The organism is Paenibacillus harenae DSM 16969 (genome assembly GCF_000422465.1).
GTDB lineage: Bacteria > Bacillota > Bacilli > Paenibacillales > Paenibacillaceae > Pristimantibacillus > Pristimantibacillus harenae.
In genome coordinates this window covers 22,326-34,640 of sequence record NZ_AULV01000021.1, presented here as the reverse complement: position 1 = coordinate 34,640, position 12,315 = coordinate 22,326, and the positions used below count along the sequence as shown (strand labels likewise).

The window sequence follows — 12,315 nt, the reverse complement described above, 5'->3', positions numbered from 1 at the left end:
GGTATTTTTCAGCTATATCACTATTAATAGGGGCTGCCCGGTAAGGTGTCAAGCCTTACGGAGGCGCCCCTCTCTTGTAATTATTGCCGGTCATCCCCTTTAGGGGCAGGCTTCAGCCTGTTGGCTTTGCCTAAAGCTTCGCGAAGCAAAAATTCGATATGGCCGTTAACGCTGCGGAATTCGTCGGCGGCCCATTGTTCAAGCGCGCGATGGATGTCGGGATCCAGACGGAGCGGAAATGCTTTTTTCTCCTTCGCCATCTTAATCAGCCTTAGCCGTACAGCGTTCCCGCATTAATGACCGGGGTAGCGGCACGGTCGGACACGATCGCCACCATCAGATTGTTCACCATCGCCGCGCGCCGTTCATCATCCAGGACAATCCCGTTCTCCTTCAACTGCCGCAGCGCCATATCCACCATGCCGACCGCACCTTCCACGATCTTGGTCCTTGCCGATACGATGGTGATGGCTTGCTGGCGCTGAAGCATCGCGCTCGCGATTTCCGGCGCATATGCCAGATGCGTAAGCCGCGTTTCAAGCACCTGCACGCCGGCTACGCCGAGCCGGCTTTGAAGCTCGCTCATGAGCTCGGAAGCCACTTCATCCGCGTTGCCGCGGAGCGACAGCGTGTCGTTCGACGAGAACGTATCGTAGGGGTACTGGGCAGCAATATGCCGGACGGCCGTCTCGCTTTGAATTTCCACGAACCGCTCGTAATTATCCACATCGAAGGAGGCTTTAGCCGTGTCTTTCACTTTAAATACGACAACGGCGCCTATTTCCACCGGATTGCCCTCCGCATCATTCACCTTGAGCGTCTGGCTGTTAAAGTTGCGAACCTTAAGCGATATTTTCACTTTTGTCGTAAGCGGAAGAACCATCCACAAGCCGCTCTCAAGCACAGTGCCCATATATGTTCCGAAGAAGGTAACGACCTTCGCTTCATTCGGCTGCACGATCATGAGGGAAGACAGGCAGATCATCGACAGCAGAACCAACACAATACCGATGCAGATTATGACGGCAGACGAACTCGCGCGCGAAGCCTCCGATATGATCAATATAACTCCTCCGACTGCAGCCAGGATCGCAACCAGCAGCGCCAAATACCCGCTTACGTACCAAGCTTTCTTTTCAATCATGTTACCCCGCCCTTTCACTTTTTGAGTTATATTATTATGATATAAAAATGATATCATTTTTTACAAATATAAGCAAGTGTCAGACGCACAGAAAAAGCCCGGATGCGCTTGCCATCCGGGCGGTTAACGTTCATTGCTTCAGCGTATACAAATATATTTAAAATGAATTCCTCTTGACCCTAACACTAATGTCACGGTTTATACTATATCTAAACCATTCTCATACCCCGGGGGCTTGTTATGAAAATCGGTGAGCTATCGCGCATCACGGGTGTCAGCATCCGTTCGCTGCGCCATTACGAAAAACAAGGCTTAATCACGCCGCAGCGGAAGCCTAACGGCTATCGCGAATTCACGCCGATCGCAGTCGAGACGGTGGAGACGATCAAGCTTTATCTGAATCTCGGGTTAACGACCGGGCAAATCGCCGGATTTCTTACGTGCGTGCTTCAAAATAAAGAAGCGTTTTGCACTCAGGTCATGCCGGTTTACAGGCAAAAGCTCGCCGAAATCGATAAACAGATCGTCGAATTGAATCAAATCAAGGCAAATTTGACCGATCGCATGAATGCCTTGCTGCAGGAATCGCAAACCACTAATCATAAGGAAGGTGAATGAAATGTCATTCATTACAGCAGAGAGTGACAGCATGCTGAAGTCGGTTACGATGGAAGGCGTCGTACTCGTTGAATACGGCACGCCATCGTGCCCGCCCTGCAGAACGCTGCTCGGACTGCTCGAGGAGTTGGATGAGGAAATGGGCGGCAAAGCCCGCTTCGTGAAAGTAAATTGCGAGGATCTGCCGGGCTCAGCCTCGGAGGCCGGTATCATGGGCACGCCGACCGTCATTGTATACAAAGACGGAATGCCTATGGATAAGCTGGTCGGCCTGCGCCCCAAATCGCAGTATCAAACGGTAATAGAGAGATATCTCTGAAAATCACAAACAAAAGCGCCCCTTCATGAAGGAGCGCTTTTGCTTCGAATATTAACCGGGAAATAATGACCGCCGTCTTCTCTTATACCGTCAAATATTTGCGAATGACCTCGTCATCGAGCGCGTCCAACCCGCCCTCCCAAGCAACCGCGCCTTTCTCCAGCACATAGAAATAGTCGCCGACGCTCTTCACGAAATCCAGACTTTGTTCGACGAGTAGAATCGATGTCTTGCCATCGTTCTTAATCGCGCGAATGACATCGCGGATATCATCTACGATCGAAGGCTGAATGCCTTCGCACGGCTCATCCAGCAGCAGAACCTCAGGTTTCGAGGCAAGCGCTCTCGCAAAAGCAAGCTGTTGCTGCTGTCCGCCGCTCAGGTCGCCGCCCCGCCGGGCATACATCGCAGGCAGCACGGGAAATTTTGCGATCGCCTCCTCCGGCACCTCGTTGACCTTCCCTTTCGCAGCCTCAAGGCCGAGCAGCAAATTCTCATATACCGACAGCTGGGCGAAGATTTCCCTCCCTTGCGGCACATAGCCTATTCCGCTCTTCGCTCTCAGGCCGGGCGCTTTCTTCGTCAGATCCTTCCCATTGTAGGAGACGGAGCCGCCGCGCGCCTTCAACAAGCCCATAATGCTTTTCATTAACGTCGTCTTGCCGACGCCGTTGCGTCCGAGGAGGCAGACGACCTGCCCCTTCTTCACCTTCAGCGTCACGTTCCGCAATATAATGCTTTCCCCATACCCCGCTTCAAGCTGTTGAACGGCTAACATCGGCATCCCGCCTTTTCCCCAAATACACTTCCGCTACGCGTTCATCCCCTTGCACTTCATCCATCGTGCCTTCCTTCAACAGCTTCCCTTCGTGCATAACGGTTACCTTGCTTGCGAAATTGCGGACAAACTCCATGTCGTGCTCCACGACGACGATCGAGCGTTTGCGGGCGATTTGACTCAAGAGCTCGCCTGTCTTATCCGTCTCTTTGTCCGTCATGCCGGCAACCGGCTCATCCAGCAGCAATATCTCCGGCTCCTGCAGCAGCATCATGCCGATCTCAAGCCACTGCTTCTCGCCATGCGAGAGACCGCCCGCGCGCTTCGCCGCTTTATCCTGCAAGCCGATCATCGCGAGCTGTTGATCCATCCGCTCACGTTCTTCCACTTCCATCCTCGCGAATAGGGTAGCGAATACCGAACGCTTCTGGCGCATCGCAATTTCCAGGTTCTCCGACACGGTCATCGATGGGAAAATCGAAGGCGCCTGAAATTTCCGCCCGATTCCCAGCTCCGCGATCTGATGCTCCTTTTTACGGGTAATATCGACCTTGCCTCCGAAGGTGACCTTTCCCGCGGACGGCCTTACCTTCCCGCAGATCACGTCCAGCATCGTTGTTTTTCCGGCCCCGTTCGGGCCGATCAGGAAACGCAGCTCGCCTTTCTCCAGCTTCAAGCTCATCCCTTGAACCGCCTTGAACCCGTCGAACTCCACCGTCACATCGTCACACTGCAGGATTGCGGACTCCTTCATGATCAGGCTCCCTCCTCTTTCTGCGGAATTTCAATTGACCCGCCAAACCGGCAACGCCCTTCGGCATGAAAACAACGACCACAACGAACAACGCTCCCATGAAAAATAACCAGCCCTCCGGATAAGCCGTACTGAACTCGCTCTTCGCCCAATTCATGAGGATGGCGCCGAGCACCGCGCCGATTAACGTGCCCCGCCCCCCTATCGCCACCCACAGAACCATCTCGATTGACGGCACAATGCCCAGCATCGACGGGGAAATAATGCCGACATGGAGAACAAACAGCATCCCGGCAATGCCGGCAATGGCTGCGGACAACGTAAAGATAACCATCTGATAAACCGCCGGATTATAGCCGATGAACCGGACCCGGTTTTCGCCGTCGCGGATGGCCCGGAGCACCTTGCCGAAGCGGCTGCCGATCACGATCCGGCAACCGGCGAATATCGCGATGAGCGCGGCAGCCGTAATCCAATACAGCACACGCTTCGTATCCGGCGATCCAAGTGAGAAACCCAGTATCGTCGAATAACCGGTAACGCCGTTCGTTCCGCCCGTAAATGCCTGCTGCCCGATTAATAAAGTCGTTGTAATAATGACAAGCGCCTGCGTCAGAATCGTAAAGTATACGCCGCGAATCCGATTGCGGAACGTAAAGTAACCAAGAACAAGCGCAAGCAGCGCCGGAATGATAATTCCCATCGCCACCGCAAAGCCGAAATATTCAAACGGCTTCCAGAACAACGGCAGCTCCTTCAGCCCGCTCCAGCCCATGAAATCGGGCGGCTTGCCCCCGCTTGCCTCAAGCTTCAAGTACATGGCCATCGCATAAGCGCCTAGGCCAAAGAAAATCCCGTGTCCCAAGCTCAGTATGCCGGTGTATCCCCATATGAGATCAAGCCCCAGCGCTACGATCGCGAAGGCCAGGAATTTCGCCAATAGATTAAGCCGGAAATCGCTTATGAATAACGGGGCGGAGAACAGCGCAGCCGCAGTTGCCGCGTAGCCGGCCAGAATCCAGATCCGCTGGGGCGTAAGCTTCTGTAATCGCATGCCAATCCCACCTTTAAATTCTTAGAATTTGATATAACCGCCGCGTTAGCTCTCCTAGTCGAGCGAGCGGGATCGCATCGCCACAAGTCCCATCGGCCTCCATTGCAGGAAGGCCACAATGCAGACGAACACCAGCACCTTCCCAAGAGAAGCGTTCGTCCAATATTCGAACAGCGTATTGAACATGCCGATCCCCGTTGCACCCAGCACCGTTCCAACCAGCTTGCCGACGCCGCCCAATACGACGACCATAAAGGCATCGACAATATAGTAGGTTCCCAGTGAAGGACCGATCGGTCCCAAGAGCGTAAGCGCACAGCCGGCGATTCCGGCTATGCCGGAGCCAATCGCAAATGTCATGGCGTCTACCCGGCGCGTCGATACGCCAAGACAAGCCGCCATGTCGCGATTTTGCATAACCGCCCTCATTCTCCGACCCTCATGGCTGCGGTAAATGTAGAAGTACATAGCAACCAGGCAAGCGATTACAAGCGCAATAATGAACAGGCGCTTATAAGGCAGCAGCGTGCCGTCCATTATTTTTAAACCGCCATCGAGCCAAGTCGGGCTTTTGACCGCAACGTTAGGAGCTCCGAAGATCGATCTCGCCAGCTGCTGCAGCACGAGCCCGACTCCCCAGGTGGCAAGCAAACTGTCAAGCGGCCTGCCGTAAAGAAAGCGGATAAGCGACATTTCAAGAATAAGGCCTATAACGAATGCAATTCCAAAGCTGACCGGAATCGCCAGCACGAAGTACCAATTAAACAACGATTCAGGCATTAAATCATTAAACAGGTTTTGCGTCAGATAAGTGGAATAAGCGCCGATCATGATCAGTTCGCCGTGAGCCATATTGATAACCTTCATCAGGCCGAATGTAATCGCCAGCCCTAACGCGACAAGCAGCAGAATCGAGCTGATGCTTAGGCCGTTAAACAGCTGCAGTAAAAAGACATCCATTTGACCGCTCCTTTCGCGGGTACAGTTGAACAGTGAAGGGAGTATTCGAAGCGCCGAATACTCCCTTCCTGCCTTGCTTCACGTTCGCGTTTAACCCGTTATTCGGCCGGTTGAATGCTGGCCGCCCATTCGTAGCCCTTCAAATAAGGATCAGGCTTCACCGCTTCGCCTGAATTCCACAGCTCCTTGAATTGTCCGTCCGCCTGCACTTCGCCGATCCGTACCGTTTTGTATATATGCTGCGTCTCGCCGTCAATTTTCACCGTGCCCTCCGGAGCATCCCACTCCAGCTCCTTCGCCGCTTCCTTCACCTTCGCCACATCGGTTGAACCGGCTTTTTCCACTGCAGCGGCCCATAAGTATACAGCGGTATAACCAGCCTCGATCGGGTCGGCCGTCACACGGTCCTCGCCGTATTTCTTCTTATAATTGTCAACGAAGGTTTGATTCGTCGGCGTATCCGTCGTTTGATAATAGTTCCAAGCGGCCAAATGGCCTTCCAGCACATCGACGCCGATCCCTCGGATTTCCTCCTCGGCTACCGATACCGACAGCGTCGTGATGTCCTGCGCGGTAATCCCCGCATCCTTAAGCTGCTTGAAGAAAGCAACGTTGCTGTCGCCGTTCAGCGTATTATACACGACATCCGGCTTCGCTTCTTTGATTTTGCTGATGATCGTGCTGTAGTCGGTATGTCCAAGCGGCGTATATTCTTCGCCTACCAGCTCGCCGCCCTCCGCTTTCAATTGCTCTTTGATAATCAAGTTTGCCGTGCGCGGGAATACGTAATCCGAGCCGAGCAGGTAAACCTTCTTGCCCCGATTCTCGAGCAGCCATGTAACGGACGGCACGATTTGCTGATTCGTCGTTGCTCCCGTATAGAAGATGTTCGGGGAAGCCTCAAGCCCTTCATATTGAACCGGATACCAGAGCAGGCCGTTCAGCTCCTCGAATACCGGCTTCATCGCTTTCCGGCTCGCGGATGTCCAGCCGCCGAATACGGTTGCGACTTTATCCTCGGAGATGAGCTTGCGCGCCTTCTCCGCGAATGTCGGCCAATCCGAGGCTCCATCCTCCAGTACCGGTACGATTTGCTTGCCCAGCACGCCGCCGGCAGCGTTGATTTCCTCAATCGCCATGAGCTCCGCATCGATTACCGATACTTCGCTGATCGCCATCGTGCCGCTCTGCGAATGAAGAATTCCTACTTTAATTCCCTCCTCTTCCGTCGTCCCCGCATTCGCTGCATCCGTCGGTGTATTCGACGCTTCGTTCTTCGATGCCGGCGCATTATTCGATCCGCATCCCGCCAACACGAGACTCACCGCAACTAACAGCAAACAAAATTGATAAACCACCCGTTTTCTCATCTCTCCACTCCCTATTTCCTCTATTTATCTCTAATTTCCCGAACGTTACCATGGATTAAACTCCCATCGTTCGCTTCTATATTATAGATCGGGGTTTCATTCTATGTCAATATAATTAACATATAATATCCCGAAATGTCTATTTTCCGCACAAATTCACTTATTTCATGACTAATAATCAATTTTATGTTACTTTATATAACATCAATATATTATAGTATGACTTCACATAACAAAAAAAGAACCCTCCAGCCATTTTAATTGGCTAAAGGGTCCTCACTTCTTATTCAATTGTTTTGTTTATTCGGCTGCCGGAGCTTCCGTCTCTGGAGTTTCCGTCGCAGGAGCGTCTGTAACCGGTGCATCTTCACCTTCCGGAGCATCGGTTGCCGGCGTTTCTTCTTCCGGCTTCGGAAGCTTGATTTCAATCTCCCGCTTCGGCAGCTCGTCCGACATGAACTTGTTCATGTAGGCGTAAGCAGCCGCGCTCTTGACGGCTTCCTTATCCGTATCGCTTAATTCCTCGAAAGCAGGCGTATCGCGTTTCTCGACAAGAATGACATGATATCCATATTCGGTCTCTACCGGATCGCCGATAGCACCAATTTCCTGCTTATAAGCTGCCTGCTTGAATGCTTCAACGTACGTTCCCGCTTTCTTATCCGCATACAAGCCGCCAGTATCCTTGGATCCCGGATCGTCGGAGTACTCTTTGGAAAGCGCTGCCCAGTCGCCGCCCGCCGCAAGCTTCTCCTTCACTTCTTTTGCTCTAGCCAGAGCTTCTTCCGGTGTGCGAAGCTCCTTCTGCTCTTGCGTCGCCGGATCCGTTGTCGCTACCAGAATGTGACGCAAGGTAACGGTCGCATAGTCAGCGCCGTTCGTCTCATATTCTTTCTTCATATCCTCTTCGGTTACTTGGGAGTTCATATGCTCAACTACGGTTGACGTCAGCATCATATACGACTCCATATCTTTGTCTTTCACTTTATTCGCTTCGACCGCGGCTTTTAATTCCGCATTATCCTTCAATGTCGCTTTATATTGATCCATTTGCTCTTTTACGGCATCTTTTGCCTTCTTTTTCGTTTCCTCAGAGGCCAGGCCGTCAATAATTTTGTAGGAAATGTACTGCTGCAGCAGCTGCTCCTTGAATTCCGGAATTTCGAGAATTTGCTCGTAGCCCGGCTGCAAAATATTAAATACGGCCAAATATTTGTCAAACTCCGTATCCGTCACGTTCCCGCCTTTATAAGTTGCGATTTCCGTTCCGGTTTCTTTTGCGCCGCATGCCGCCATCGTCATGACCAGCATCGCTGCAACGATCAGCAGCGCGCCTTTATGCCATACCGATTTGCGTGAAATGTGTAACATGCTGAATCCCCTTTCAATTTGTGAACTTGTTTGTATTGTATCAGAAAAGGGACGCATAAAGCGAATATTGCCTATGATGTCGCATTTTGCAATTCGTTCTGGAATAGTAGGACATCCTGATAGGCCTGCAAAAATTGCTCGAGCATATGCACCTTTTGTTCCATGCTCAATCCCTTGCCGCGAAGCATCACGATTGGATTCGGCTCTTGGTCGCCGCTCTGCTTGAAACGGTTCTCCATCTTCAGGCACAGCTGGTCAACCTTCTTCCGGTCAATCCGGCGCTTCTCCCCCGCCGCGAACCGCAGCGAGATATCGTCGCCCTTGCCGCTGATCTGCTCAATGCCGTACCATGTGCCGTATACTTTCAGCCTCGCTACGGCTAACAGATTGCTGACCGCCTGCGGCAGATCGCCGAACCGGTCCACAAGCTCGTCGATCACGTCATCATTTTCCTCGAATGAGCGAATTGCGGCTACTTTTTTGTAAATTTCAATTTTCTGAATGCTGTCGTAAATGTAATCCGAAGGCAGGTAGGCATCAATGCTTAAGTCGATAACGGTGCTGACCGGCTTCTCGACCTTAACCTCTTCTCCGGTCATCTCCGCTTTCCGCTTCGCAATCTCGTCTGCCAGCATCTGCGAATACATGTCGAAGCCGACTGAAGCGATGAAGCCATGCTGCTCGGCTCCAAGCAGATTGCCTGCTCCGCGAATAGACAAGTCGCGCATCGCAATCTTAAAGCCGGAACCAAGCTCCGTGAATTCCTTGATCGACTGCAGGCGCTTCTCCGCTACCTCCGTCAGCACCTTATCGCGCTGGTAAGTAAAGTAAGCATACGCAATGCGGTTGGAACGCCCTACGCGGCCGCGCAGCTGATAGAGCTGGGAGAGACCCATTTTGTCGGCATCGTGCACGATAAGCGTATTTACATTCGGAATATCAACGCCGGTCTCGATGATGCTCGTACTGACCAGAACGTCGGATTCGCCGTCAAGGAAGTCAAGAATCGTCTTCTCCAGCTCCTGCTCCGTCATCTGCCCGTGGCCTACGGCTACTCTAGCATCCGGAACAAGCGCATTGATCTGCTCGGCCATTTGATAGATGCCTTGGACCCGATTATACAAATAATAAACCTGACCGCCGCGCGCAAGCTCGCGCTCAATCGCCTCGCGCACCAGGGACGGGCTGTATTCCACCACATAGGTTTGCACCGGGAAACGGTTCTCCGGCGGCGTTTCAATAACCGACAGGTCGCGAACGCCAAGCATCGACATATGCAGCGTGCGCGGAATCGGCGTAGCCGTCAGCGTCAGCACGTCGACATTCGTCTTCAGCTTCTTCAGCTTCTCCTTGTGCGACACGCCGAACCGCTGCTCTTCGTCCACAATGAGCAGTCCCAGCGATTTAAAAATAATATCCTGCGATAGAAGCCGGTGCGTCCCGATTACGACATCGACCGTTCCGTTCTTCAGACCCTTCATCGTCTCGTTCTGCTCCTTGCGGGAACGGAAACGGCTCAATACCTGAACATTAATCGGATAACCCGCGAAGCGCTCGCGGAAGGTCTCGTAATGCTGCTGCGCCAATATTGTCGTCGGCACCAGCACCGCAACCTGCTTGCTGTCCATCGCCGCTTTAAAAGCCGCACGGACGGCAACCTCGGTTTTTCCGTAACCGACGTCCCCGCATAACAGCCGGTCCATCGGCTGACTTTTCTCCATATCCCTCTTGATCTCTTCGATGGCCCTTAACTGATCCCGCGTCTCATCATAAGGAAACATGGCCTCGAACTCGTTCTGGTAGGAGGTATCCCGGCCGAAGGCATAACCCGGAGCCGTCTGCCGCTCGGCATACAGCTTGATCAGATCGTCGGCAATATCCTGGACGGATGCCTTCACCTTGCTCTTCGCCCTTGTCCATTCGCTGCCGCCTAGCTTATTAACCTTCGGCTCCCGCTCCTCCGAACCGACATACTTCTGAATCATATCGACCTGTTCGATCGGAACGGACAGCTTATCGCCGCCGGCGTACAGGATATGCAAATAATCCTTATGAATGCCTGCAATCTCCAACGTTCCGATGCCAACGTATTTGCCGATGCCGTGGTTTTGATGAACGACGTAATCGCCGACCTTCAGTTCGGTGTAGCTCTTGATGCGCTCGGCATTTTCGATCTTCTTGTCGACCCTGCGCGCCTTCCGCTGCTTCTGCGTGAACATCTCGCCTTCCGTTATGACAACGAGATGAGAGGACGGAAGCTCGAAGCCGGATTGCAGGTTTCCTTCAAGCAGCATAGGCACTTCGATGCTGTAATCGTCCAGTACCCGGCGCATCCTCTCCATCCGTTCCGCATTTCCGGCAATCATCATAACCGTAGCGCCCGTCTTGCGCCAACGTTCCATTTCCGCCTTCAGCACATTCATCTGTCCGTGGAAGTTTTGCATCGAGCGGCTGGTCATATTTAATATGTTTTGCGGCTGCGTATGCGGAATTTGACGCAGAAACAGCGAAAGGAACAACGTCGGGAAAGGACGCTGATGCAGAATCTCATCCGTATCGCGGGCAAGCGGCAAGTCCGGAAGCGACTTGCCGTTCTGCAGCAAATGCAGCGCCCATTCCGCCTCATCCCGCTCCAGATGTTTTGCCGTTTCTATTAAACGCGTCGGCTCGTCTAATATTAAGAGAGTATCGCCCGGCATATAATCAACAATCGTTTGCCGCTCAGGGTATAATAGCGAAATATATTTATATATTTCCGGAAAGTAGACATGCTCGCGAAGCTTCTCCAGCTCCCCGCCGATCTCGGAACGCAGGCGCTCCTTCGCCGTACGGTCGGTCATCTTATCCAACTGCTTCTCAAGCAGCTGCTGCGCATGGTTAGCCGCAGTCTCCATCCGCTGCACGTCGGCCAGCACTTCCTGGCAAGGCGGTACAGTAAAGGCATCGAAGCGATCCGAGGAGCGTTGATCCGCCGGATCGAAAGCGCGAATAGAGTCGATGTCATCGCCAAACCATTCAATCCGGTACGCCTGCTGCGCCGTTAAAGGATAAAAATCGACGATACCGCCGCGAACGCTCATCTCTCCCCGCAGTTCCACACGGTCCGCTCTTGTGTAGCCTAATGCCGTCATTTGACGCAAAAAAGCGTCGATCGGCAGCGAATCGCCAACCTTAATGTCAATTTGGGCCTCCGCGACCACACTGCTTATAGGCAGAAACCGCCTTGCGCCCGAGAAAGGCACGACAACAATCCCGCGATAGCCCTTGGACAGCTTGATCAGCACGTCCATGCGCTGCGCCAGCGTCTCGGGACTCGAGATTGCCGCCTCGGCGGCAACCAGCTCATTCGCGGGATACAATAATACTTGTTCCGGAGAAAGACATTCCTGCAAATCCTCCGCAATCTTCTGCGCAGAGAACATATTATGCGTCACGACCAGCATCGGACGATCAACATCCTCCTGCATCGCTGCAATAAGCACTTGTCTGGAGGAACCGGCAAGGCCGGATATCATCTGCTCCCGCATGCCCTTATGAAGACCGGATATAATGGACTGAACGTCCGTATCCGCGGCAAAAGCTTTGATCAGCGCTTTCAATGTTTGCAACACCCCGTTTCTATACACAATGAGAGCATCTCTTTAAGATCGCTCCCTGTACATTGAAAAGAAGCCTCAGCCGTCCGCTAAGGCTCAAATTATGAACTTACCGTCATTGAAGTGGGTTCATTACCAAGTGTAGCTCGGGATTCGCCTCCATTGCCTCGCGGCAATAATCGCAAACCACCTTCACCGTAACGTCGCCACTCGGGTCATACGCTATTATATCGCTGCGTTCTTCGGGGGTCAAGAAATGGAATCCAAGCTGCTGCTCCGTTAGATCTGACCCGCTTAAGGTCCCGATTGACGTTTTGCAATGCCGACAAATGTAGTTTACAGCCATATGTA

12 protein-coding genes are annotated in these 12,315 nt (G+C 52.7%); 2 read left to right on the top strand and 10 right to left on the bottom strand.

Going from position 1 to position 12,315, the window contains the following annotated elements; genetic code table 11:
- Positions 1–80: 80 nt before the first annotated feature.
- Positions 81–260, bottom strand: coding sequence for a type II toxin-antitoxin system antitoxin (locus H581_RS0108100; protein ID WP_028609581.1), 180 nt, complete (start codon positions 258–260; stop codon positions 81–83).
- An 11-nt stretch (positions 261–271) separates the two neighbouring features.
- On the bottom strand, positions 272–1,144 hold the full coding sequence (locus tag H581_RS0108095) for an SPFH domain-containing protein (protein ID WP_028609580.1): 873 nt from the start codon (positions 1,142–1,144) through the stop codon (positions 272–274).
- 240 nt (positions 1,145–1,384) lie between these two features.
- Here H581_RS0108095 and H581_RS0108090 point away from each other — a divergent pair, with 240 nt between their 5' ends.
- Both H581_RS0108090 and H581_RS0108085 read left to right on the top strand, forming a co-directional pair.
- On the top strand, positions 1,385–1,762 hold the full coding sequence (locus tag H581_RS0108090; RefSeq protein ID WP_028609579.1) for a MerR family transcriptional regulator: 378 nt from the start codon (positions 1,385–1,387) through the stop codon (positions 1,760–1,762).
- 1 nt (position 1,763) lies between these two features.
- Positions 1,764–2,081 (top strand): thioredoxin family protein, encoded by a 318-nt coding sequence (locus H581_RS0108085; RefSeq protein ID WP_028609578.1) that lies wholly within the window; start codon positions 1,764–1,766, stop codon positions 2,079–2,081.
- Between the two features lie 82 nt (positions 2,082–2,163).
- Here H581_RS0108085 and urtE read toward each other — a convergent pair whose 3' ends face one another.
- The 8 genes from urtE to fin all read right to left on the bottom strand — a co-directional run bounded on the left by urtE (position 2,164) and on the right by fin (position 12,310).
- Entirely contained in the window at positions 2,164–2,859 is a 696-nt protein-coding gene (urtE, locus tag H581_RS0108080; RefSeq protein WP_028609577.1) for an urea ABC transporter ATP-binding subunit UrtE, read from the bottom strand.
- Entirely contained in the window at positions 2,837–3,613 is a 777-nt protein-coding gene (gene urtD / locus H581_RS0108075) for an urea ABC transporter ATP-binding protein UrtD (protein ID WP_051250558.1), read from the bottom strand. The genes urtE and urtD overlap by 23 nt, the downstream gene beginning before the upstream one ends.
- Positions 3,585–4,667 (bottom strand): urea ABC transporter permease subunit UrtC, encoded by a 1,083-nt coding sequence (urtC, locus tag H581_RS0108070; protein WP_028609575.1) that lies wholly within the window; start codon positions 4,665–4,667, stop codon positions 3,585–3,587. Before urtC ends, urtD begins: the two co-directional genes overlap by 29 nt.
- 54 nt (positions 4,668–4,721) lie before the next feature.
- Entirely contained in the window at positions 4,722–5,627 is a 906-nt protein-coding gene (urtB, locus tag H581_RS0108065; RefSeq protein ID WP_028609574.1) for an urea ABC transporter permease subunit UrtB, read from the bottom strand.
- A 98-nt stretch (positions 5,628–5,725) separates the two neighbouring features.
- Positions 5,726–6,997, bottom strand: a complete 1,272-nt coding sequence (gene urtA, locus H581_RS0108060) for an urea ABC transporter substrate-binding protein (protein WP_028609573.1) — start codon at positions 6,995–6,997, stop codon at positions 5,726–5,728.
- Between the two features lie 300 nt (positions 6,998–7,297).
- A complete protein-coding gene (locus tag H581_RS0108055) occupies positions 7,298–8,368 on the bottom strand; it encodes a peptidylprolyl isomerase (RefSeq protein ID WP_028609572.1) in 1,071 nt (356 codons plus the stop codon).
- Between the two features lie 71 nt (positions 8,369–8,439).
- Positions 8,440–11,967 (bottom strand): transcription-repair coupling factor, encoded by a 3,528-nt coding sequence (gene mfd / locus H581_RS0108050; RefSeq protein WP_028609571.1) that lies wholly within the window; start codon positions 11,965–11,967, stop codon positions 8,440–8,442.
- 112 nt (positions 11,968–12,079) lie between these two features.
- Positions 12,080–12,310 (bottom strand): anti-sigma-F factor Fin, encoded by a 231-nt coding sequence (gene fin, locus H581_RS0108045; RefSeq protein WP_028609570.1) that lies wholly within the window; start codon positions 12,308–12,310, stop codon positions 12,080–12,082.
- Positions 12,311–12,315: the final 5 nt, after the last annotated feature.